This is a genomic window from Mucilaginibacter psychrotolerans, from assembly GCF_004519315.1.
In the GTDB taxonomy this organism is placed as follows: domain Bacteria; phylum Bacteroidota; class Bacteroidia; order Sphingobacteriales; family Sphingobacteriaceae; genus Mucilaginibacter; species Mucilaginibacter psychrotolerans.
Genome location: NZ_SOZE01000002.1, coordinates 1 through 24,472, shown reverse-complemented (window position 1 = coordinate 24,472; position 24,472 = coordinate 1). Strand labels below are relative to the sequence as shown.

Annotated in this window: 15 protein-coding genes; 11 read left to right on the top strand and 4 right to left on the bottom strand. The window is 47.5% G+C overall.

Features of this window, described 5'->3' with window-relative positions:
* Positions 1-9: 9 nt before the first annotated feature.
* Both E2R66_RS02135 and E2R66_RS02130 read left to right on the top strand, forming a co-directional pair.
* Positions 10-3,777: a T9SS type B sorting domain-containing protein gene (locus E2R66_RS02135; RefSeq protein ID WP_133226821.1), complete on the top strand. Its 3,768-nt coding sequence runs from the start codon at positions 10-12 to the stop codon at positions 3,775-3,777.
* Between the two features lie 35 nt (positions 3,778-3,812).
* Positions 3,813-7,688: a T9SS type B sorting domain-containing protein gene (locus E2R66_RS02130; RefSeq protein WP_133226823.1), complete on the top strand. Its 3,876-nt coding sequence runs from the start codon at positions 3,813-3,815 to the stop codon at positions 7,686-7,688.
* Positions 7,689-7,789: 101 nt separating this feature from the next.
* On the opposite strand, the gene E2R66_RS02125 is transcribed toward E2R66_RS02130, so the two are convergent.
* Entirely contained in the window at positions 7,790-9,187 is a 1,398-nt protein-coding gene (locus E2R66_RS02125) for a Gfo/Idh/MocA family protein (protein ID WP_133226825.1), read from the bottom strand.
* 222 nt (positions 9,188-9,409) lie between these two features.
* Between E2R66_RS02125 and E2R66_RS02120 the strand changes: the two genes are divergently transcribed.
* Positions 9,410-11,317 carry a beta-N-acetylhexosaminidase gene (locus E2R66_RS02120; protein ID WP_133226827.1) on the top strand — a complete coding sequence of 636 codons (1,908 nt, stop codon included), beginning with the start codon at positions 9,410-9,412 and terminating at the stop codon, positions 11,315-11,317.
* Between the two features lie 96 nt (positions 11,318-11,413).
* On the top strand, positions 11,414-11,689 hold the full coding sequence (locus tag E2R66_RS02115) for a hypothetical protein (RefSeq protein ID WP_133226829.1): 276 nt from the start codon (positions 11,414-11,416) through the stop codon (positions 11,687-11,689).
* 9 nt (positions 11,690-11,698) lie between these two features.
* Here the strand turns inward: E2R66_RS02115 and E2R66_RS02110 are convergent, their stop codons facing one another.
* Entirely contained in the window at positions 11,699-12,130 is a 432-nt protein-coding gene (locus tag E2R66_RS02110; protein ID WP_133226831.1) for a hypothetical protein, read from the bottom strand.
* Between the two features lie 100 nt (positions 12,131-12,230).
* A complete protein-coding gene (locus E2R66_RS02105) occupies positions 12,231-13,769 on the bottom strand; it encodes a Do family serine endopeptidase (RefSeq protein WP_133226833.1) in 1,539 nt (512 codons plus the stop codon).
* Positions 13,770-13,964: 195 nt separating this feature from the next.
* Between E2R66_RS02105 and dapF the strand changes: the two genes are divergently transcribed.
* The 7 genes from dapF to E2R66_RS02070 all read left to right on the top strand — a co-directional run bounded on the left by dapF (position 13,965) and on the right by E2R66_RS02070 (position 22,112).
* Positions 13,965-14,750 (top strand): diaminopimelate epimerase, encoded by a 786-nt coding sequence (gene dapF / locus E2R66_RS02100; protein WP_133226835.1) that lies wholly within the window; start codon positions 13,965-13,967, stop codon positions 14,748-14,750.
* 38 nt (positions 14,751-14,788) lie between these two features.
* Positions 14,789-15,007: a hypothetical protein gene (locus tag E2R66_RS02095; protein WP_133226837.1), complete on the top strand. Its 219-nt coding sequence runs from the start codon at positions 14,789-14,791 to the stop codon at positions 15,005-15,007.
* Positions 15,001-15,372: a type II toxin-antitoxin system VapC family toxin gene (locus tag E2R66_RS02090; protein WP_133226839.1), complete on the top strand. Its 372-nt coding sequence runs from the start codon at positions 15,001-15,003 to the stop codon at positions 15,370-15,372. The genes E2R66_RS02095 and E2R66_RS02090 overlap by 7 nt, the downstream gene beginning before the upstream one ends.
* Before the next feature lie 145 nt (positions 15,373-15,517).
* Positions 15,518-18,415 (top strand): DEAD/DEAH box helicase, encoded by a 2,898-nt coding sequence (locus E2R66_RS02085; RefSeq protein WP_133226841.1) that lies wholly within the window; start codon positions 15,518-15,520, stop codon positions 18,413-18,415.
* Positions 18,416-18,679: 264 nt separating this feature from the next.
* On the top strand, positions 18,680-19,684 hold the full coding sequence (locus E2R66_RS02080; protein WP_133226843.1) for a lysylphosphatidylglycerol synthase domain-containing protein: 1,005 nt from the start codon (positions 18,680-18,682) through the stop codon (positions 19,682-19,684).
* On the top strand, positions 19,671-20,798 hold the full coding sequence (locus E2R66_RS02075) for a glycosyltransferase family 2 protein (protein WP_133226845.1): 1,128 nt from the start codon (positions 19,671-19,673) through the stop codon (positions 20,796-20,798). Before E2R66_RS02080 ends, E2R66_RS02075 begins: the two co-directional genes overlap by 14 nt.
* A 75-nt stretch (positions 20,799-20,873) precedes the next feature.
* On the top strand, positions 20,874-22,112 hold the full coding sequence (locus E2R66_RS02070) for a PP2C family protein-serine/threonine phosphatase (RefSeq protein ID WP_133226847.1): 1,239 nt from the start codon (positions 20,874-20,876) through the stop codon (positions 22,110-22,112).
* Positions 22,113-22,550: 438 nt separating this feature from the next.
* Here the strand turns inward: E2R66_RS02070 and E2R66_RS02065 are convergent, their stop codons facing one another.
* Positions 22,551-23,927, bottom strand: coding sequence for a methyltransferase RsmF C-terminal domain-like protein (locus tag E2R66_RS02065; protein WP_133226849.1), 1,377 nt, complete (start codon positions 23,925-23,927; stop codon positions 22,551-22,553).
* Between the last annotated feature and the right edge of the window lie 545 nt (positions 23,928-24,472).

Below are 24,472 nucleotides of genomic sequence, written 5' to 3'. Positions count from 1 at the left end.
GCCTAACCCGTGCTGAAACGGATATCTCATATCGTTACCTGCATAATGGCCATTATGGCCGTAAACCAAAGCTATGGACAGGCACCAAAATTTTCCTACCCGGATGTAAGCTTTAGAGTGGGTACACCTATAACACCGCTGAGACCAACCCAGCAGGGCGGCGCAGTGCCGGCAACCATTTTTGGGCAGATAACCACCTTTGCCGGTAGCGGTACGCCCGGTGCTACCGATGCAAATGGCCTACAGGCCAGTTTTAAAGCACCGTTCGGCCTTAAGTTTGATGCTGCGGGGAATTTGTATGTGGCCGATGTAGGCAATAACAAGATACGCAAGATAACACCTGCTGGCGATGTATCTACCTTTGCGGGCACCGGGGCCGCAGGTTCTACAGATGGTGCTTATCTTACGGCAACATTTAATGCGCCAACCGGTATAACTATAGATAAGTTGGGCAACGTGTTTGTGGCCGACCGGAATAACCACACCGTCAGGATGATTACCCCGGCTGGTACGGTGAGTACCCTGGCTGGTTTGCCGGGTGCATCGGGGCTGGTGAATTCGCAAGGCTCGTTTGCGCGTTTCAACCAACCAACCGGCCTCGCGGTTGATAAAACAGGCGGCCTTTTTGTTGCCGATTACGGTAATAACCGCATACGTCATCTTGGGCTGGATGGCACTACGGCAGACGTAGCAGGCAGCGTTGCAGGTTGGGTAGACGGGCAAGGCCCCGCTGCAAAACTAAATGCGCCCATTGCCGTATATTATGACGGTAATGGCCTTCTTTATGTGGGCGACGATTCGCACATCCGTGGCATAGACGACGATAATAATGTAAAAACGGTAGCAGGAAGTTTCTTCAGCGGAGATTGGGATGGCCTTTTCCTGAGCGCAAGGTTTAGCTTGCCATCGGGCATCGTGCGCGATGCGGCAGGGACGATATTTGTGGCCGATTATGGTAGTGGCATCATCAGGCGATTAGGCACAGATAATCTGGTGATCAATATCCCCGGCGGTTCCCTCAATGGCCCGGCAGGCATCGAAATTGATAACCAGGGCAACCTGTACGTTGCTGATCAAGGCAATAATGTAATACGTAAAATAACTACAACCGGCTATACCATTTCGCCTGCCCTGCCGCCGGGCCTCACTTTCAATGGCACTACCGGCGAGATAAGCGGCACGCCGCTGTCGAAAATACAGGCATCCAATTATTCGGTTTTAGCTTATAACACATCTGGGAAAGGCGCCTACACGTTTTCGCTCGAGGTACGCGAAGCACAGTTGAAACCCCAAACGATTACTTTTGGCCCTTTGGCTGATGCCCGGGTGGGCGATCCGGACATCTCTCCGGGCGCTTTCAGCACCAACCCAACCATACCCATTACCTATACCAGCAGCGATTTTGCAGTAGCCACCATTGCCAATGGCAAGATACATTTAACAGGTGAGGGCACCGCAATTATTACAGCTATACAAGCGGGTAATACCGACTATGATGCAGCCGTGCCGGTGCCACAAGAAATAAAAGTTGGCCCCGAGCCTGATTTTGCCAAGCCAACGGTGGAGGCCCAACCCGGGCCGTTTACATTTGCTTTGGATCAGTTTGGCAACTACACCGTAACCGCAGAGCAGCTGGCAAAAATTACGCCCGGGCCGCAAACCCCGCCTTTAGCCATTACGGTAAGGCCAACTAAAGATTTTACCTGCGAGGATGTAGGCGTGCAGGCTATTACCATAGGCGCTGGCTATGGCCCAGACCCGGCCGATCCGCTGAACGCCGAATTTGACGAACCCAGTGCTATTTCGTACGACGCTTCGTCTCGAGTGCTTTATGTATCAGACCAGGCTTTTACTAAGGTACGGAAATATGGCACCGATACCAGGGTTACCACCCTGGCAGGCGGCGTAAACGGCTACCGCGACGGTGTTGGGGCAAATGTTGGCTTTAGCGCCAACCTGCTCTCTTTGGCCAATGATGCCCAAGGTAACACCTATGTGTGTGATGTATTCAACAATACCGTAAGACGAATAACCCCCGATGGCGTTACGGTAACTTTTGCCATGGACGCTTTGCTGATAGCTAACCGGGGCAATACATTCACGCCCGAGTCTATTGCCATAGATGCCTCCGGCAATGTTTTCATTGCCGACAAGGCAAATATTTACAAAGTATCGCCTGATGGCAGTACCGCTACGCGTTTTGCCAGCAGTTTTGCCGGGATAACGGGTTTAACATTTGACAGGAACGGCAACATGTTTGTAAGTACTAATGCTTATAACAATGGCAATGGTGTTTATAAAATAACGCCGAATGGCGTAGTCAGCACCATTTACGTTGTGCCATCTGCCGCCGGTTTTGCGCGCTTGGTGGTTGATAGCAAGGGTAATATATTTGTGGGCTCCTCTGGTGCGGTTATTTATAAAATTACGCAGGGAGGCCAGTTTTCGATTTATGCAGGCGGCTCCTCGGAAGGCTATGCAGATGGCAACTTACAGAAAGCCAGGTTTCATAATCCCCAGGGCATAGCCATCGACCCATCAGATAACCTGTACATTGCCGATTCTGATAATCATCGCATTCGAAAAATTACCCCCGCCGGCAAAGTTACCACCATAGCAGGCAGCGGCCAGCCCGGCCCAAAAGATAATACCAACAAGAGCAACGCGGCAAAGGTAACGGTAAACGTTACCATTGTGAGCGAGCTTAAATTCAGCACAACACAAACAGATGTGAGTATACCCGCTGCGGCGAGCTGCCCTGCCATACTGCCCGACTATGCTACAGATGCCCGCGCTTTAAGCACCTGCGCTAACCATATTGATATTACCCAGCAGCCACAAGCAGGCACACCTGTTACTATTGGCCAGCCGGTAACTGTTACCTTAACGGCAAAAGATAACCTGGGGCAAACAAAAGACCAAACTTTTATTGTGTCTGCTGTACCATTGCCAAAGCCTGCTATTACCATTGCACCAACCACAGCCGCCCGTTGCGATGGCGGCCCTATATCGTTTACGGCAACAACTCAAGGCGAAGGCACGCAGGCTACCTATAACTGGCTGGTGAATGGTACAACCGCATATACAGGCGGTAAAGATTTTACATCGAGTACCCTCAAAACCGGCGATAGGGTAACCTGCGTAGTAACCAATCATGATTATTGCGAACCCGTAGATTCTGACCCTTCTGCAGCTTACCCGGTTTCTACCGAACCATCTGTGCTTACTTCTGTAATGGTTTCGGCCTCGCTTACCGATGCCATATGCCCTGGCGTGGCGGTTACGTTTACAGCAAGCCCCGGCAATAATGCACAAATTACAGGTAATATGCCAACCTACCAATGGAAGGTAAACGGTAACCCAAGGGGCAGTAATAGCGCCATATTTACTGCCAACAATCTGGTTGACCGCGACGAGGTAGTTTGCGAGGTGACCAGCAATATCAAATGCGCAGTTAATCCGGTGGTATCATCAACCCCCATCATGGTACGGGTAAAAACAGATGCGGAATGTGCCATAAAAATACCTACTGCCTTTACGCCGAATGGCGATGGCGTAAACGATTTATGGGAAATACCCGAGCTAAGCAGCTTTCCGGATTGCGACTTTTCTATTTTTAACCGCTACGGCAAATTGGTTTACCATTCAATCGGCTACGCCAAAGTTTGGGACGGAGTCCTTAACGGCAAAAAGCTGGCGGCGGGCACTTACTATTACATGATTAACCTAAAAACAGGTCGCCCGCCCCTTAGCGGCCCGATAACGATACTGAAATAAAGATGGGCGTTTTACAAAATGCTTAAAACAGGCTGGTGAGATGGATAAAACACATGTGTTGCTACATTGCTGCTTTTTTAGCGGCTGGTCAGGCCTATGCGCAGCTCCCCCGGTTTAGGGATCTGCCCGATCAGCAGTACTATATGGGCACGCCCATTACGCCACTGGCACCCAATTTCAGGCCAACCAGCGGGCCGGTACCGCCATATATATATGGGCAGGTAACTACGTTTGCAGGCTCGGGCAATGCTGGCCTGGTAAATGGTAAAGGGAAACTGGCGAGCTTTAATTCGCCCATGGATATTAAGCTTGATGCCGCAGGTAATTTATACGTGGCAGATGCCGGTAATAACGCCATCCGTAAGATTGCGCCCGACGGCACTGTGATTACCCTGGCCGGTAGCGGTGCGGAAGGCTATGCCGATGGCGCGGGCACGGCAGCAAAATTTGCTTACCCCACAGGGCTGGTGCTGGATGCGGCGGGGAACTTATTCGTGGTGGATCAGCAAAACCAGCTCATTCGTAAGATTACGCCTGCCGGGGTAGTGAGCGTTTACGCGGGTACGCCCGGGGTTGCTGGGATGTCTAACAACATCGTGAATTTCCCTACCGGCATTACCATAGATAAATATGGCACACTGTTTATTACCGATACCTATAATTTACGGGTAAGGCAGTTGCCGGGGCAGTACCTCAGCAGTTTTGCAGGTAGCGGGCAGGGCCGGGGGCCAGGTACCGGCTTTGATGGCCCGGGCGAAGTAGCCAGATTTGGCGCTATAAGTGGTATAACCGTCGGTCCGGACGAAAACTTCTATGTAGTTGATGGGGAGATGGTCAGGAAAGTGAATCCTTCGGCCGTAGTAAGCACCTATTTAGGTGTAAACCAATCTCGTGGCGCATTTAATGGCGATGCAAAAACGGCCGTTTTTCAAAATTTGTTTGGAATAGCGATTGCACCGGTGGGAACAATGTATTTGTCAGACATGGGGAACCACATTATTCGCCGGTATGGTGTGCGCGAAAATTTTGTAAGTTGGCTTGCCGGCAATGAAGGCAAAACCGGCCCGGTAGATGGTGTTGGCTCGTCGGCCCTATTCAACAAGCCGGCAGGTATTTGCCTGGATGATGCGGGATATTTATATGTGGCCGATTCCGGCAACAACCTCATCAGAAAGGTGTGCACTACCGGCTTCCAGATATTCCCGGCCCTGCCGCCCGGCCTTAGTTTTGATGCAACTACGGGTACCATCAGCGGTACGCCTACTGCCCCCTCGCCGCTTACGTTGTACACGATTGTAGGTTATAATACCGAAGGTCAGGGGCAATATTCCGTCAGTATCCAGGTGAACGAATTTACCCGCCAACCCCAATCGCTTACGCTGGCCCCAATCCCTGTAAAAAAAGAAACCGACCCCGATTTCCTGGTAAACGTAACACGAAGCAACCCCACTTTACCCTATACTTTAAGCACCAGCGACATCAGTATAGCATCCATTGCCGACGGGAAAGTGCATATACTTGGTCCCGGCACTGTTTATATTTATGCTGATCAACCTGGCAACCCGTATTATTATGACGCGCCGCGGGCAACGCAACAACTGGTTATTACGGAAGTGCCGCCGGTAGTAGTGTACCCGGAAATTAAACCTAAAGCGAACCCGGTTGTGATTCCGTTGGATGAAACGGGCAACGTAACCATAACGCCCGGTCAGCTTGCCGATATAACGCCCGAGCACAACCTGCAAAAGAGTATATCTACCGTAGAGCGGAATACCTATACCTGTGCCGATGTTGGGCTGCAGTCGCCCGTGGTTACCTCAAGTTTCGGGCCCGACCCGTTCGATCCTTTGAGTGCACAATTCAATTATCCCTCCAACATCGTCTTTGATGCCTCATCGGGCAAAATGTATATTCCCGATAAGGGGAACTACCGCATACGCAGTATTGCTGCCGATGGCCGCGTAGGCACGCTTGCCGGAAGCGGGCAGCCGGGCAAAGCCGATGGCAAGGCAAAGGTTGCGGGTTTTAGCAGGGAGGTGCTTACCATAACAACTGATGCGCAGGGGAACGTGTACGTATGCGATGTAGGCAATGCGCTCATCCGTAAAATTATGCCCGATGGAACAGTTAGTACTTTTGCTTACGAGCAGCTAATTGCTTTTAACGATTTCGACCCGGTTTACAGCACTGCCGTGGCGGTTGATAAAGCTGGCTATGTGTATGTATCAGATAAAACGCGCATTTATAAAATTGCACCCGATGGAGGCAGCGCGGTAGTATTTGCCGGTAGTGGCAAAGAGCAAATTACAGATGGCACGGGTGCTGCTGCCGATTTTAATGGAATCTCAGGCCTGTATTTTGGCGCAAATGGCGATTTGTATGTGAGCAGTTTCGACCCTAACGATATCAATACGCTACGCAGGGTTACGCCCACGGGGGCAGTAACTACCATCTACCGCAAAACCGACCCGCTATTGCATTTTACCCGACTGGTAGTGGATAGTAAAGGCAATGCGTTTATTGGGTCGACCGAGCCAAAAATTTATAAAATTACGCCCGACGGCACGCTCTCGATATTTGCGGGCAGCGCAAGCCGTATTGGCGCGGTTGATGGGGATGGGCCAACGGTGGCATCGTTCAACAACCCGCAGGGCATCGGTATAGACCCGCAGGACAATCTCTACATTGCCGACCAGGACAACCACCGCATCCGCAGGATAACTCCTGGCGGCATAGTAAGCACCATTGCAGGTAGCGGCATAGCGGGCTATTTGGATAATACCAGCTACAGCAACAAAACCAAAAAGAATATCCCGATTGCCATAACCAGCCCCATTACGATAAACGGCAAGTACGACCCGGTAGTTATCCCCTACCTGGATATTTGCCCGGCCATAGTTGCAGATTATACCAAAGCCGCAACCGCCAAAAGCACCTGCGCAAACGCATTTACTTTTACGCAAACGCCGGCGGCAGGCACGGTATTGAGCGACGGCCAAACGGTTAACCTGGTGCTTACCGCGCATGATAACCTGAGCCCTTATGACGATGCCAGCGTTACTTTCACCATCACCGCCAAAAAACTGCCCACGCCAACGGTTGTCGTAAGTCCGGGATTCATAGATACGTGCGAACGGTTCCCGGTTAAGTACACTGCTACGGCACAAAACGGAGGCCTTAATCCGGTATATATATGGTATGTAAACGGTGTAGAAAAATACAGGGGAGGCGATGAGTTTACCAGTTCAGAACTGGCAACCGGGGATAACATAACCTGCAAGGTTACCAATAATGACGGTTGTGCGCCTATTACCTCTGCCCCATCTGCAGCGGCCTCTATTAAGGCTGCGCCATCAGTTACCACATCAGTGACCATTTTTGCTTCGTCTACCGAGCCAATTTGCCCGGGTAGCCGACTTGATTTTACCGCCATCACCCAAAACGTACAGCCTGGGCCCAATAGCCCGCGTTATCAATGGCAGGTAAACGGCAATAATGTGGGCGGTAATAGCGCAACTTTCAGCACCAGCAACCTGGCCAACGGCGATATGGTCACCTGCCTCATGAGCAGCGGTGGCAAATGCGTTATCAACCCGGTTGCCAAGTCGAACCCATTCATAGCCCGCTTGCTGTCCGATGGTGATTGTGCCATAACCATCCCAAATACCTTTACACCCAATGGGGATGGTGTAAACGATTACTGGCAGATACCTGTGTTGAAGAACTATCCCAATAGTACGGTTTCGATATTTAACCGCAATGGCACACTACTTTACCAAAGCACAGGTTATAGTAAACCATGGGATGGTACTTATCAGGGGAGCGCGCTGTCCGCAGGCACGTATTATTACACAATTGATACGCATACTTTCCGCAGCGTTTTAGCCGGTTGGGTAACCATCCTGAAATAGAAAAAAGCATTTAGAACACCGAATTTCGAATATCCAACATCGAAGTATTTTTCCTTCATTAGTCGAAATTGGACATTCGGTGTTCGATATTTAAACCATCCTTATACTATCTTCATGTTTTCTGCATCCCAACGGATAACCCTGTTCTCAAAGTAGCTATCGTTGCAAGCCAAACACGGAGCCGCGGCCCTGAAACCGAACACGGCATCTTCTACAACCTTGGTGCCGTTGCGTACCGAATCGAAGAAATTAGCAAAGTGGTCGTTGGAGGCATTATAGTCATCAGGTGCTTTGTAGATAACGTCAGGAAATTTCTGTCGTGTTTTTTGCGCCTCGGTATAGCGTTTATTGTAATCGTCTATTAGTGCTTTCTGTTGCGCTTCGGTGTAGGTGGAGAGCGAATCCCAGCCGCCGATGCCGGGTGCCTGCGTCATTTTGTTCTTACGGATGGTGAAACCTTCGCCATCGCCACCCAGGTCTATCACACCCTCCGAACCTGTTATTTTTGTGGTGCTCGATCCGCCGTCGCCGCTGGCAAAATTAACCCTTAAAGTTACCTGGAATGCCGGATGCTCCTTGGTTTCGCCGTAGTGTATTACTGCGCTCATTACATCGGGCACATTGCGGCCATCTTTCCAGTAAGAAAGATCGCCGATGGCGTATATTTTTTCGGGCCCCTTAGAGCCGGTAATGAAGTGTATGCCACTAAGCAAATGCACAAACAGGTCGCCCGCCACGCCGGTGCCATATTCGCGGTAATTCCTCCAACGGAAAAAACGTTTTGGGTCGTAATCGTATTTTGCCTTGGCGTTTGACTGGAACCGCGCCCAGTTAACGTTTTGTACCGATTGATCCAGCGGGATGGTGTACTGCCATGCGCCAAGTGCATCCTGTCGGTTAAAAGATGCTTCGATAGAATTTATCTTGCCTATAGACCCGGCTTCATACATTTCCTTTGCTTTTTTATACGCAATGCTGCTTACCCGCTGGCTACCCACCTGGAAAACCATCTTGGTGTCGTGCTGTGTTTTTATTTCGGCAAGGCCCTGGCTTATCTGGTGCACCATGGGTTTCTCGCTGTAAACCGCCTTGCCCGCAATCATTGCATCTATAGCAATTTGGCTGTGCCAGTTATCGCTGGTGGCTATGATAACTGCATCTATATCTTTACGATCAATGATCAGGTCGCGGTAATCTTCGGTGGTAAATAATCCCGCACCATAAACCTCCTTTGCACGCGCCAGTCTGCCCTTGTACAGATCGCAGGCCGCAACCAGTTCCACGCCGGGCACGGTTAGTGCGGCATTGGTATCGTTAAAACCCATAATGCCCATACCGATGGTTGCAATACGAATTTTATCGTTAGGGCCAACGCGCTTTTGGGCGCGCAGGGTTCGTATTTCCTGCTCCTCACGGGCGGCAAAACTGGTAAGCGAGGCGGAGGTAAGCAACACGGAAGTGCCCAGGTGTTTAAGGAATTTTCTGCGATCTGAAGACATGGCGTATTAATTAAGGCTATTAAATTGGTTGTCCGGATTGCAGGAGCAATCATTGGATTTATGGGCGGCAAGTTAACAAAAAACCCTAATCATCAATCTTAATTCGAAATAATAAGCGGTACTTTAAACATGGAAATCAACCAGAATAAAAACTTATTAATTTTATTTAAAAAGTGATAAATTGCATGCTGTTACCCCTTTTGTAAACCATTAGTATCTCACATGAAAAAAATCTCGTTATTGGTATTCGCCTGCCTTATGGGCTCATTAAGTTTTGCGCAGCAAACTTCGCCGGATATCGCCATCATCCCCGAGCCGGTTAAGCTAACGAAGCACGCCGGTCAATTTACATTACCAAAAATAGTGGTGGTTCAGACCGCCGCCTCGCCGGAAATTAACCCCGTATTGGATTTGTTGAAAAATAAGTTTTCTGCAGCTGCCGGTAAAACCGTAGTAGTAAAGGCAGCGGGTGCAAATGCTACCATAAAATTGGTCATCAATAAAAAAGCCGATGTTGTTTTAGGCAAAGAAGGGTACAATCTCTCGGTGAAAGCCAATGGCATCACCATAAGCGCCAACAAGCCAGCCGGTTTATATTACGGCGTGCAAACCCTGATGCAATTACTGCCAAAGGAAATTGAAGGCCTGGAGGTTGCCAAAAACATTGCCTGGACAGTGCCTGTGGTAGATATTTACGATTACCCACGTTTTGAATGGCGGGGCCTGATGTTTGATGTATCGCGCCACTTTTTTACCAAACAGGAGGTGAAACGCTTTATCGACGATATGGTGAAATACAAGTTCAATCTGCTGCACATGCACCTTACCGATGATGAGGGCTGGCGCATAGAGATAAAAAGCCTGCCCCGCTTAACTACCGTGGGTGCATTTAATGTTAAGCGCGAAGGTGCTTTCGGCGATTTTATTGCCCCTAAGCCCGATGAACCCCGTACCTATGGCGGTTTTTATACGCAGGACGATATACGCGAACTGGTAAAATACGCCAAAGATAGATTTGTAGATATTATGCCCGAGGTAGATGTGCCCGGCCACAGCCTGGCCGCTGTTGCCGCTTATCCACAGCTATCCGCCACACCAGGGGCAGATAAATATACCGTACGCTCGGGCGAGAAGATAATGGATTGGTCTAAACCCGGCCACCCCGCATTGGTTGATAATACAATGAACCCAGCCAGCGAATACACCTACGACTTTTTGGATAAAGTAGTGGGCGAGATTGCGCAGTTGTTTCCTTTTGCTTACATACATATGGGTGGCGACGAATGCGCCAAGAATTTTTGGGAGCAAAGCCCCGATGTAAAAGCGTTGATGGCAAAAGAAGGCCTCAAAACCATGGAAGAGGTACAGAGCTATTTTGAAAAACGCCTGGAAAAAATAGTGGAAAGCAAAGGCAAACGCTTTATGGGTTGGGACGAGATACTGGAAGGCGGCATTGGCCCTAACGCAGCTCTAATGAGCTGGCGTGGCATAAAGGGTGGCATCGATGCTGCCAAACTTGGCCACGAAGTAGTAATGAGCCCTACCACTTATGTGTACCTGGATTATATGCAAAGCGACCGCATTACCGAGCCGCCTGTGTATGCCACCCTGCGCCTGAACACAACTTACGAGTTTGAACCTGTGCCCGATAGCGTTGATGCAAAACTGATAAAAGGCGGCCAAGCCAACCTTTGGACCGAGCAGGTGTATAACTTCCGCCAGGTGGAGTATATGATATGGCCGAGAGCTTTAGCCGTGTCAGAATCGGTATGGTCGCCAAAGTCTAAGAAAAACTTTTTGACGTTCTTCCCGAAGGTAGAGCGGCAGTTCGAGCGTTTCAACCAGAGCGAAACCAAATATTCGCCAAGCGTTTACGATCCAACCTTTAAAGCTATCCGCAATGCAGATAAAAGCTTAAGCGTTTCGCTTACGCCCGAAGTACCTGGGCTGGATATTTATTACAGTTTCGATAATTCATCGCCCGATAGGTTTTACCCAAAATACACCAGTACACTGGCCGTGCCTATTGATGCTACGCAACTTAAGGTGGTTACCTATAAAGGTAAAACGCAGGTTGGCCGCATATTGATTATGCCGGTAGCAGATTTGCAAAAACGTGCAGGAAATTAACTTTCAGAGGGCTGTGATGATTTAAATACACACAATAAGCAAAAGCGCAAAGGACACAAAGTATTTTTACTTTATGTCCTTTGTTATAAGAAATATATGACACTAAGCGAATTATATGTTAAGCTCAAAGAGTTGGGGATATCTGAGGATAGGTATTACCTGCACGGACTCTACGGGGCAATAGATGACAACGACAGACTTGGTTTGGTCATGCAAAAAGGAAAATACTCGCCCGAGTACATCGTATATTATAAAGAGCGAGGGGAAATGCAATCAAAGAAGATATTCTTTACAGAGGATGATGCTTGTCAATATGTTTATAAGAGCCTAGTGGGAAGTAAGACAGGCAGAGGACAATATCCAAAAGAATAACTCATTTCGCTAATCATTAACTTTCATTCTCGAAAAAGGGAATCCGTTGCAGCCTGTTTTGGGGTGCTTACGGTCGGCTTTGGCCATGGCTTCGGCAGCAATATCGGTTGGCGCATCGTAGGCAGTAAGGCAATAGCCCCATTTCCACGGGGACATGTTTTTGAACTCCATAAAATCTATGCGTGTGTACAGTCCGCCATCGCCGGGGTTGCCATCGCCGTTGCGGGCAACCAGGTATTGCTCTTTTAAGTTCCATTTAATGATACGGAACTTGCTTTTAGGCAGCTGAAACCACAGCGTGTCGTTTATCTCGTACTTAATACCGTAATCGTCTTTGAATTTCCCCTGCATAAACTCGGGGATAGTATCGTTACGATGAGTGGTTTTGCCGGTAACTGCGGCCACCGATAATAGGCATACGAACAACAATAATTTCTTCATGCGGTAAATATAGGCGGATTTGTTTTGAAGTTTTGCCCTGTTTATAAAAACGAGAAAACCCGGCTTTGGCCGGGTTTTCCTATTAAATCACTTATGCTAATTATTGTATTTCAAAAACGTTGCTGAAGCTGCCGCCGTTAGGGTAGTAGCCGGTGATGATCAGTCTGCCATTTTTTAGGTTGGTGATTACGTTGTCCATATCATCAACGCTGTTGATTGGCTGCTTGTTGATGGAAGTGATAACCGAGCCAACAGGTATTTCGGTATCATCAAAGATGCCGCCTGCACGAACCTGAGTTACCAATACGCCAGCGTTTACATGGAATTTACTTTTTTGTGCAGCTGTTAACGGCTGGAAGCTTGCGCCCAATTTGTTGAACAATTCGGCAGCCGACTTAGAAACCGCTGCTGTTTTAGCTGTAGGAGCCTCTGCTTTAAGGGTTACATCAAAACTCTTTTCACTGCCGTTGCGCAGTACGGTGACGTTGATTTTATCTCCGGGCTGCAACCTTGCAACGCGCTCCTGCAGGTCAGATGATTCATAAACAGCGTTGCCTTCAACCTTTACAATGATATCGCCAGGTTTAATACCAGCGGCTTCTGCACCACCGCCTTCAACTAAAGAATTTACGTAAAGGCCGTTGGTTTTGTCGGTTTTTAAACCTTGTGCAGCTTCAGGGTCGCTCAAATCTGCAAAGCTGATGCCGATGTAACCACGTTTAACCGCGCCATATTTTTTGATATCGTTCAAAACTTTCTTAGCCAAATTCACGGGGATAGCAAAGCCATAGCCTTCATACGAACCGGTGTGCGATGCTATAGCTGCGTTGATGCCGATGAGTTCACCTGCGGTGTTTACCAATGCGCCGCCGCTATTGCCGGGGTTAATGGCTGCATCTGTTTGGATGAAAGATTCGATGCCTTTGCGTAAAGTTGGCGATTGCTGATTAACCGGCCCGAATGGGTTCTGATCCTGATCTTCGTCGTCATCTTTACCAATGATGTTGATGCTGCGGCCTTTTGCGCTTACTATACCGGCTGTAACGGTAGACGTAAGTTTAAAAGGATTGCCTACTGCCAATACCCATTCGCCTACACGTACGGCATCAGAATTACCCAGTTTTACGATGGGCAGGTTGGTGGCGTTTATTTTAATGAGGGCAAGGTCGGTGTTAGGGTCGGTACCTATTACCTTGGCGTCAAACTGGCGGTGATCGTTAGTAGTGATGGTGATCTTATCGGCTTTGGCCACCACGTGGTTATTGGTAACAATGTAGCCATCGGGAGAGATGATAACGCCTGAGCCTGATGCCATCTGTGGACCCTGCGGGCGCATGCGCTGACCGAACATCTGGCCGAACATCTGCTCAAACTGGTCCTGGTTGCCGCCGCTTTTTGCAGAATAAGTAGTACGTATATAAACTACAGCTGGAGTTACGTCTGCCGCTGCCTGGGTAAAGTCAACAGCGCCTGCAGATGATACCACCGGGGCATTGGGTTTGTTGCTGGCAAAGTAAACCTTCTGTTTGTCTTCGAAACTAACGCCCTGATCATATTTGTTCTCTACTATTTTGTAAACGCCTAATGCTAAGGCTCCGCCGGCAAAGGCGGTTACTAATGTTAAAAGATATTTTTTCATATTTTTATCCTGTTTCTCTTTTAAAGTTTACCGGTTTAAATACCGTAGATCAAATTTAATACCATATAGACGATATAAACAATGGTAAGTTATATGCAATTTTGTTAAAAATTGTTAAATAAAAAATAACACTGCCTGATAATTGTTGGTTGAGGTTAGCATAACCCGCCTATGGGGCCATAAAATGATTATAACGTGAATATACAATTTTATAAATACCAGGGAGCCGGCAACGATTTTATATTGATAGATAATCGGGAAGGTATTGTAAGTCAATTAAGTAAGGATGCTGTTGCCAAATTGTGCGACCGCCGTTTCGGCATCGGGGGAGATGGACTTATGCTGCTGGAGAATCTGCCTGGCTACAATTTTAAGATGGTTTATTATAATGCCGACGGCAACGAGGGCAGCATGTGCGGTAATGGCGGCCGTTGTATAGTTGCTTTCGCTAAGCATTTGGGGATTATACATGATGTGACAAACTTTCTGGCGACGGATGGCCCGCATTATGCCAAAATTTCAGAGGAAGGCAATTGGGTTAGTCTGCAGATGATAGATGTGGCCGATATCAGCAAAGATGGCGAAGCATATGTACTCAACACCGGCTCGCCACATTATGTAAAACAGGCTGCCGATCTGGCCATCAAGGATGTTTATAATGAAGGCTACGCCATCCGTAATAACGCCACTTATAAAGCCGATGGCATCAATGTAAACTTTGTAGAAAAAGATGGGGAAGGGTATTTCGTGCGCACCTTTGAGCGTGGCGTTGAGAATGAAACCTATGCCTGCGGTACCGGTGTTACAGCAGTTGCATTGGCCATGGCCAGGCATAACGGGCAGTTCGGTACCATTAGCACGCCAATAAAAGTGTTGGGTGGCAACCTTAATATCCGTTTTGATAACGACGGAGAAAAATTCAGCAATATATTTTTAGAGGGACCTGCAGAGTTGGTTTTTGAGGGGGAGATAGCCGTATAAATTTATGTGCTTTTGAAATTTAAATAGTAAATTTGATTATGGAACGGCTTATTATAGATGTACCGGATAAGAAAAGCGCCCTTGTAAAACAAATACTTGAGGAGTTGGGGGTCACTATTCAAAAAAAAACGCCGGAGAGTATAGTTTCTGATTACCAACAAAAACTTGCGCAGGTGTCTGTCTGGTCGGATGAAGGTATCCAAGCCATTGAAGATGCTAAAAAAGCTTTTAATAGCCTCAAGCCTGCAGAATGGTAGTAGATACCAGCCTCATCATCGAACATGTTCGTTCAAAAAATAAGCTAAACACAACCCTATACCAGATTTCAAATCAGCCAGACCTCTTCGTTTCCGCGATTACCATATACGAGTTGTATATGGGCGTAAAAAGTAAGACGATGGATGACGATATCAAACTTGTCTTAAGCAACCTTACTGTGCTGCCATTTTCTAATGAAGTGGCTCTAAAGGCAGCTGAAATTTATCATGACCTTAAGAAGCAAAATAAGCTTATCGAGTTTAGAGATATTTTTATTGCTGCGACTTGTATAGTGAATGAATTACCGATTGCTACGTTGAACAAAAAACATTTCCAGCGGATAGAAGGCTTGATTATAGCGTAAGGGTGAAAGGATCGGTCTGTGATACTCACCACATTCTACATTTGTTAAAAAAAATCTACCTAAAGGTTTTTGTTTCCCCCAAATTCTGTTTACGTTTGAATTTTTTGTTGATGTAGCTTGCATTAATTTTTTACCTATCAAATTAATGTTACGCGTAGACAGCAGCAAACCTTGCCAAATTATTTATGCCATTGCCCGGCACGATTACCTGTCGTACGTAATAGAGCCGCACATTGTGCAGCTTAACCCCAACGGAGAATTTTCCCTTACCCACCAACGCTTGTTCAGCAATACGGCTGTCGAGTTTAGCCATTGTATTGATGATACCGACCGTAAGCTCATCAAGATACTGGAGGATATGGAGCAGGGAAACATCATCAAAAGGTTCTACAAAAAGCCTATCCGCCCCTTCGAGTACTTTGCCAAGATATTCAACGATCAGCTTTTCGAAGTTATCCGCCCCAAGATTGAAAAGAAGATTGTAGAGGCATTGGGCTTGCTGGGCAGCAACGATAAGCAGCTTTACCTGATGAGCAAAGAGGGTTACCCCGCCGGGCGCAAAGTGCATATTGCGGCGGAGGCCGCCTCGGTGTTGTTCCATTTTCGCAGAAACGAGGAAGAGATACGCTATTTTCCTACCATTAAATACCAGGGCATGCGCATCGAGTTTATGTTTAAGGATGCGGAAGTGATTTGCAACCACCCCGCCTGGATGCTGCTGGATGATACCCTGTATTACTTCGATAAGGAAATAGAGGGTAAGAAACTGCAGCCTTTTTTAAACAAACGCTTTATATCTATCCCCAAATCATCAGAACATTCTTACTTCGAAAAATTTGTTGCCCCGCTTATAGAGAAGCACAACGTTTACGCCGAAGGCTTTACCATTAATACTGAAAAGTACGATGCTGCGGCTTTTCTGAAGCCGGTTTACATTGAGGGCGGCACTTCGCAGCTGCAGCTCTACTTTAAATACGCGGGTTATAATTTCCCCTATGGCGATGGGCGGCATATTTCGGTACGGATGGAACGAAACGGCGACGACTACTTGTTCCACCGCATCAAGCGTTCGGTTTCCTGGGAAAAGGGAAAGCTGGCGCAGCTGGAGGCCATGGGCTTAACTATAACCTCGTCGCTGTTTCAGCATTTGGAGGTGGCACATACCGATGATGATGCCGATAAATCCTTCCCGGTGTTTGAGTGGCTGAACCAGCATCATGATGAACTGATTGAAAAAGGTTTTGAACTGGAGCAACCAGAAGGGCAAAAGCGCTATGTTTTTGGCACCACCAAAATAGACCTGGAGGTAAAAGAAAATAACGATTGGTTCGATATTAATGCGGTGGTCATCTTCGGCCCCTATCGCATTCCGTTCATTCAATTGAGAAATCATATCCTCAACCATAAAAAAGAATTTATACTACCTTCTGGCGAGATTGCCATAATACCCGAGCAATGGTTTTCGCAATACAGCAACCTGCTGCACTTTTCTGAAGGTGGCGACCAGCTGAAACTGCGCCGCCATCACTTGGGCCTGGTGGGCGACCTGGAAGGCGAAATGGCCGAAACAGCCATGAGCCGCAAGCTGCAAAAGCTGAGTAACTACGAGGAAACCGAAGATGTGCCTATGCCTGTAAACTTTGCAGGAAGCCTTCGCCCATACCAAAAGGCGGGTTACAACTGGTTCCACTTTTTAAAGGAGTACCACTTTGGCGGCTGCCTGGCCGATGATATGGGCTTGGGCAAAACCATTCAAACGTTAGCGCTGCTCCAAAAACACAAGGAAGATACCGAAGCCGCGGGGAATAAGGCCACATCGCTGGTGATCATGCCTACCTCGCTGATATATAACTGGCTTAACGAGGCGCGTAAGTTTGCGCCCCAACTGCGGCTGATGGTGCATACCGGGGCCTTCCGTTATAAATCGGCCGATGTGTTTGCCAATTATGATGTTATCATTACCACCTACGGCATTAGCCGTATAGATATTGAGATGTTCAAGGCTTATTACTTCGATTATGTAATATTAGACGAGAGCCAGAACATCAAGAACCCTTCATCCAAATCGTTCCAATCGGTAAGGCAGCTTAAATCGCGCTTCAAGCTGATCTTGAGCGGCACACCGGTAGAGAATTCGGTTAACGATTTGTGGACGCAGATGAGCTTCATTAACCCCGGATTGCTGGGGGCACAGGCCTACTTTCAAAATGAATTCGTAACGCCGATTGAGAAAAAGAAAGACGAAGACAAAGCACGGAAACTACAGGCGATTATCAAGCCATTCGTATTGCGCCGCACCAAGGAGCAGGTAGCCACTGAGTTGCCACCGAAAACCGAGAACCTATTCTATTGCCAGATGAGCGAGGAACAGGCCGAGGTGTACGATAAGGTAAAATCTGAATACCGCAACGAATTGCTTCGCAGCATTGAAGATGGTACCTATGCCAAAACACAGATGCAGGTATTGCAAGGGCTGATCAAACTGCGCCAGATAGCCAACCACCCGCTGATGATCGATCAGGATTACGAAGGTGATTCGGGCAAGTTCGAAAACGTGGTACACACGCTGGCCAACGTGTTGGATGGCGGGCATAAGGTGCTGATATTTTCGCAATTTGTAAAGCAGCTCAACATTTACCGCGAGCACATGGAACAGCAGAACATCCCATATGTGTACCTGGATGGCAGCACCCAAAACCGTGGCGACGTGGTGAAGCAATTCCAGGAAGATGTTAAAACCAGGGTGTTCCTGATCTCCATAAAAGCTGGCGGCGTAGGCCTTAATCTTACCGAAGCTGATTACGTTTTCATCCTCGACCCATGGTGGAACCCTGCCGTGGAGCAGCAGGCTATTGACCGTACGCACCGCATAGGCCAAACTAAAAACGTATTCATCTACAAATTCATCACCAAAGATACTGTGGAAGAAAAGATACTGGCCCTGCAGCAGCGCAAGCTAAGCGTAGCCCGGTCGCTCATCACTACCGAAGAAAGCTTCATCAAATCGCTCACTGCGGAGGATATCAGGGAGATATTGGGGTAGTAGATTCTAATGGTTTCTCGGTTCCCCTCTTGAGAGGGGGCGCGGTGGATTGTGTTGTGGGAGGGGTGTGTTCGCCACCACACCATAACGTAATGCATAGCGTATGAACACACCCCTCCGCCCCTCTCAAGAGGGGAATCGCACGGGCCTCCGCTTTTCAGATTAAAGTTCCCTCAAACAAACCCCACCCCCATTTTGTATAAGCTATAACGTAACATTTCGGCTATCAGCCGTATAAATTGCTTACAGGCCAAAAGCTTGCTGATGCTTTTCGTAACATTGCATAAATTTTTATTGTTGACTGCTACCGCCAAGAAAATCTTTTCCTACCTGCTTAAAGCAGCCATCCTGGCATTGGCTTTTTATTTTATTTACCATAAATTTCTCAACAAGAACTCCGATATCAGGCAATTCGAGGATTTGATTGCGCGCATCAGCCGCACGCAGGTGGTGATAACGCTATCCGCAGTGGTGCTGCTCATGTTCCTCAACTGGTTCCTGGAGAGCCTTAAGTGGCAATATCTTTCCAAGCGGCTTGTAGCTATTTCAGTATGGGAAGCGGTAGAAGCCGTTTTTTGCGGACTCACCTGGGCCATATTCACGCCCAACCGTATTGGAGAGTTTGGCGGGCGTGTGATGTTTTTGCCCAACCGCAAGCGTATCCATGGGGTTTTTGCCATGGCAGTAGGCGCATTTGCGCAAAATGTGATCACCAATGTGGCGGGTGTATTGGCGTCACTTTGGTTCGTCTATAAATTTTCCCATCTTAGCCTATGGGTGTATTTGGGTATAGTGGGTTTGTCGCTTGTGTTTTTAACCTTGCTGCTGGTGTGTTATTTCAACATTGCCTGGCTGGTAACCCTGCTTGATAAGATAAAATTCCTACGTAAGTACCGTCGTTTTTTTGATATCATGGGCCGTTACAACCATAATGAGTTAGTTACGGTTATCGGCTACAGCCTGGCCCGCTTCGCGGTGTTCTCGTTCCAATATTACCTCGTCATCCATTTACTGCTGCCTGCTTTGCCATTTCTGCCCATGGTGCTTACCGTTGTAGTGTTCATATTTATCCAGTCTGCCCTGCCCTCGCTGGATCTGCTCGATATCGGCGTGCGTAGCTTTACCGCCATGCACCTGTTTTTATATATTACCAGCCAGCAAATAGCTATCATTGCAGCGGTATCGTCTATCTGGCTTATTAACTTAATTATACCGGCAATCATAGGGTCGGTATTCGTACTAAAACTCAAATTCTTTGATCGCACATAGCATCGTTTCCCTTTTTTTAACCGGCGTTTACCTGCTGGTGCTTGCTTACCTTATTAAAGGATGGTCCGCCCTTAAACGCCCCGATACAAATGGTGCAAGCCTAACTACTAAGGTAACCATACTCATTGCCGCGCGCGACGAAGAAGAACGCATCCACTACACCATAGAAGATATCATAGCGCAGGATTACCCCCGGCACCTGGTAGAGGTAATTATAGTAGACGATCACTCTACCGACCGCACAGCCGAAATCATCCGCAGCTATGCGGCACATGGCATCAAACTAATGCAGTTGCAGGCCGATAAGCCGCTTAATTCCTATAAAAAGAAGGCCATTGCCGAAGCTATTGCCCAGTCGACCGGCGACCTGATGGTGGCCACGGATGCCGATTGCCGCATGGGTCCGCGCTGGCTAAGCGGCGTAGTGGCTTATTACGAAACCCATAACCCGGTAATGATATCCTCGCCGGTAACTTATTTTGAGGAGAGGACTTTGTTTGAGCTGTTGCAAACGCTCGAATTTTCATATTTAATCGGTATCGGCGCGGCTTTTATTGGCAATGGCAGGGCATCAACCTGTAATGGTGCCAACCTTGCTTACCGCAAAGATGTTTTCAACGAGGTAGGGGGCTTTAATGGGATAGATGAACTGGCATCGGGCGATGACGAATTGCTGCTGCAAAAAGTGGCTGTAAAATATCCGGATCGTATCGGTTTTCTTAAAAACCGCGATGCCGTGGTTTACACCCATGCCAAGCATACCCTGCAGGAGTTTTTGCAGCAACGCCGGCGCTGGGCATCAAAATCTACCAAATACAAGGATAAATGGATTGTAGCCCTTGCGGTTGCCATCTGGATGTTCAATCTCAGTTTGCTGGTAAACGCCGGTTTAAGCTTTTACAACGTTTTTTTCCTGAAGCTTTTGGGCGTGCAGCTTTTGCTTAAATATATTTTCGAAGCAGTATTTTTGCTGCCTATTACATCATTTTTTAAGCGCGCTAAACTGGTGGGGCTGCTTATTATATTGATACCCATACATGTAGTTTATTTTGTTTACGTGGGCCTGATAGGTAATACCCGCAAATACGCCTGGAAGGGCCGCGTGGTACGATAGGTATTAATCGCAGAAAAAGCAAACAAATCCCGTTTAGAATAAATTATTCATTATTTTAGGCTGCCCTTTAACATAATGCAATATAACCAGGATAGCTCCGGAGAAGATGAACTGATCAGGCTGCTGCTTAAACGGCAGTCGGAGTTGAATGCCTTGTTAGAGATAACAAGGGCAATCAATAAAAACACATCCACGCCGGTATTGATACAAATGCTGGAGGTAATATTGCAGAACTACCTGCAAATAGGCCGGTTCAGGTTCCTCATTGCAAAAGATAAAGTTTATACCTGTATATCCAAGTATGGCGGGCAGATAGAAACACCGGGTGTCCTCAATAGCACCTGGGCGAACCTCAGCAAAATAAAATCGCCATCGGCCTTAAACAACCACACCGATGCTGTGCTTAGCCAATACGAATACTTTATCCCTATATACCATAAAAACAAAGCACTGGCTTACGCCCTTATCGGCGAGTTCAACACCTCGGGCGAGATGCTCAACAACGATCTTACTTTTATCCAAACGCTCATCAACGTAATCGTAGTGGCGCTGGAGAACAAGAAGCTTTTTCGCGAACGCCTGCAGGCCGAACGTTTTCAACGGGAGATGGAACTGGCCGAAGAGGTGCAGAACATGCTGGTGCCTCTGCGGGTTTATAAAGAGGTTGGCGTAGAGGTTGGGGCCAAATACCTGCCGCACCAAAATATCGGCGGCGATTACTTCGACTTTTTCCGCCTTAACGAGGAAGAATTTTTATGGTGCATTGCCGATGTATCGGGCAAGGGTATCTCTGCCGCCTTGTTGATGGCCAACTTCCAGGCCAACCTGCAGGGCCTTGCTGCCATAGAGGACGACTTGACTACCCTTGTAGAACGATTGAATAAACTGGTGGTCCACAATACCAAAGGAGAACGTTTCATTACCCTGTTCCTGGCCAGGTTCAATCAAAAAACACGCAAGCTTAATTATATCAACGCCGGCCATAACCCTACTATTTTATATTGCAACGGTGAGGCCGTACCCCTGCGACTGGGTACCACCATGATTGGTGCATTTGACGAGTTACCTTTTTTGAATGAAGGCGAGATAGATATTGAGCCCGATAGCCTGTTTTTTAATTATACCGATGGCCTGATGGATCACGAACTGCAAAACGACAAGAGCTGGAGCGAAGAAGACCTGCTCGATTTTGTGGTAGCCAACGGCAACCTTACGCCCGATGGTTTCAATGATGCCGTGCTCAACCACATCAACACCGTAATAAAAGGCAGGCCCATTGATGATATTACTTTGCTTACGGTAAGGATATCTTAGGACAGTCAGCAGTTTACAGTGGGCGGTTTGCAGGAGGAATTCAGTTAGTAGCTTTCTAATTACAGATAGGATGTTAAAATAGGCAATGTGGTCAAAAATGGTTGGTAATAAGTTCAGATAAAATTACTATAGTTTTTTCATTCGAGAAATAAAATCTGCTTATAGCATTCCATGCGACATATTTGTTGTTGGCTGTGCTCTCTTATGGCTAAGAAAACTCGCCTTTAAAAAATCAATTGGAACCAACTTCAATTAGGAAAATACATTTAATTGATAATCAATATTATACGAGGGTTTTACCAACCATTTTTGACCAGTATGTCTTAAAATAAACAAAACAATAAATCTCTATTGGGACTTGCCCACTGCCCACTGCCCACTGCCCACTGCCCACTGCCCACTGCCCACTGCCCACTGCCCACTGCCCACTGCCCACTGCTAACTGCTCTGCTGCGCCATTATCCTAATCTCCTTGGGGTAGTAATTATTGATTCGGTTAGGCAGCAGCTTCGCCCAGCCCAGTGCAAACCCTTCGTATTCCATCAGGCTCCAGCCTTTTTCATTTATGGTAATATCAATATTATCCCGGCGGAGGTATTGTATGGCTTGGTTTGTATTTAAAGAGGTAGTTAGTACGGCATCCTTATTAATAAGCAAACTTAAGGCAAGTTCGTGGTCGGGTATCAAATCGCGTCCGGCAAGCTTACCCATGCGCACGCCCGATTTTTTGATATAAAGATGCTTGTGCAACAGGTTGAGGCTGGCCTGGTGTTCACGGTTAATGGCCAGCCAATCATCCACCACTTTAAAGTAGTAGAAGTTGTCCGGCTCGTTCACATAGCTGCGTACAATATCCAGTTCGGCAGCAGCCAGTTTTTGCTGTGCGTTGTTTTTATAATTGCTGGCACCGCCTGTGCTTTCCCTTTTGCGCAGGCAGGCGGCAAACAAACCCTCGCCCATTACCTGGCCCGGGTAAAAGCGGTAGCCCCATGCTTTTTGCAAAGGTGATTCGGTTTCTACAATCCCCCACTCCTTATATATAGGTATGCGGATGCTCTCCATATCATACTCGGCGCACAGCCAATCCAGTATATCCTCATTCTCCTGGTGCGAATAGCTGCAGGTACTATATATAAGGTAGCCATCTTCTTTTATGGCGGGGTATATATCCGCAAGGATGCGCTCCTGCCGCTGGTGGCAAAGGTTTACATTGCCTTCGCTCCACTCGTTCATGGCGGCCGGGTCTTTACGGAACATGCCCGAGCCGGAGCACGGTGCGTCTACCAGTACCACATCAAAAAAGCCTTTAAGCCCGGTAAAGTCGCGCGGGTCGTTATTGGTGGCAATAGTATTGGCGGTACCCCACCGGCTAAGGTTATCCGTTAATATAGGTACGCGCGTTTTAATAATCTCGTTCGCCACCAGTAAGTCGGTACTATTCAGGGCCGAATTAAGTAGGGTGCTTTTACCGCCGGGGGCGGCGCAAAGGTCCAACACCTTAATAGCATCTTCCTTTTTTGGGCGGATGCTTTTCAGGATATGATCTATAAACATAGAGGAAGCCTCCTGTACATAATAAGCCCCAGCGTGAAACAATGGGTCGAAAGTAAAGGAGGGGCGGATATCTAGGTAATGCCCCTCTGCGCACCATGGCACTTGTTTGTCTGTTTTAATACCCGCAGGCTTAAATGGGTTCAGCCGGATAGAAGTAATTGAGCCGCCGTTTTGGTGCGCGTCAATAAAAGTTGCCTTATCATAGCCGGGTTCGGCGTTCAATTGCTCCAGAAAATGTGGTGGGAAAGTGCTTGCGTCCATATGTATTTCAAACTTACGGAAAAAAAACCGCGCCTATTTGGTGTTTTTGGGCAGAATTGCACAAGGCGTACGCGCAGTATTGCGCGTTTCTGGCGCGAGCTACAATGCCGCCGCATGGCCTTATAACAACTTATAGGTGTTGTCACGCACAATTGCAGTGGGCCTTTGCGATTAATTTACAACGAGTTACAGTATTGTTTTAATTATTTGAAATTTCTTTTGGACTGAGGGGTACTTTCTCCTTACATTTGTATCCGCTCAAACGAAAAGGGCGTTGTTTTTTGAACATCAGGCAGATATAAAAAAGTTAAAGAAAAGTGAATATTTCACTTGACAGAAACCAAAATAATCTGCACCTTTGCAACCCGCAAAAGAGGTAAAAAAATTGCGGTTGTGCATTGAAAAGCAAGCTTGAAAAAATAAAAAAATAAAGTTTGCAAGTAACAAAAAGTTTTCTACCTTTGCAGTCCCAAAACGGGGAAGCGAAATCTGAAAAGAAAGTAGAAAAAGAAGCCGAGAGCGAATCGAGGCGAAACAAAATAATG

What these genes read in the sequence shown, in the direction of transcription:
- E2R66_RS02125 (WP_133226825.1), bottom strand. Translation starts at nt 9,187, where the DNA reads ATGTCTTCAGATCGCAGAAAATTCCTTAAACACCTGGGCACTTCCGTG.
- E2R66_RS02120 (WP_133226827.1), top strand. Translation starts at nt 9,410, where the DNA reads ATGAAAAAAATCTCGTTATTGGTATTCGCCTGCCTTATGGGCTCATTA.
- E2R66_RS02115 (WP_133226829.1), top strand. Translation starts at nt 11,414, where the DNA reads ATGACACTAAGCGAATTATATGTTAAGCTCAAAGAGTTGGGGATATCT.
- E2R66_RS02110 (WP_133226831.1), bottom strand. Translation starts at nt 12,130, where the DNA reads ATGAAGAAATTATTGTTGTTCGTATGCCTATTATCGGTGGCCGCAGTT.
- E2R66_RS02105 (WP_133226833.1), bottom strand. Translation starts at nt 13,769, where the DNA reads ATGAAAAAATATCTTTTAACATTAGTAACCGCCTTTGCCGGCGGAGCC.
- E2R66_RS02095 (WP_133226837.1), top strand. Translation starts at nt 14,789, where the DNA reads ATGGAACGGCTTATTATAGATGTACCGGATAAGAAAAGCGCCCTTGTA.
- E2R66_RS02090 (WP_133226839.1), top strand. Translation starts at nt 15,001, where the DNA reads ATGGTAGTAGATACCAGCCTCATCATCGAACATGTTCGTTCAAAAAAT.
- E2R66_RS02085 (WP_133226841.1), top strand. Translation starts at nt 15,518, where the DNA reads ATGTTACGCGTAGACAGCAGCAAACCTTGCCAAATTATTTATGCCATT.
- E2R66_RS02080 (WP_133226843.1), top strand. Translation starts at nt 18,680, where the DNA reads ATGCTTTTCGTAACATTGCATAAATTTTTATTGTTGACTGCTACCGCC.
- E2R66_RS02070 (WP_133226847.1), top strand. Translation starts at nt 20,874, where the DNA reads ATGCAATATAACCAGGATAGCTCCGGAGAAGATGAACTGATCAGGCTG.
- E2R66_RS02065 (WP_133226849.1), bottom strand. Translation starts at nt 23,927, where the DNA reads ATGGACGCAAGCACTTTCCCACCACATTTTCTGGAGCAATTGAACGCC.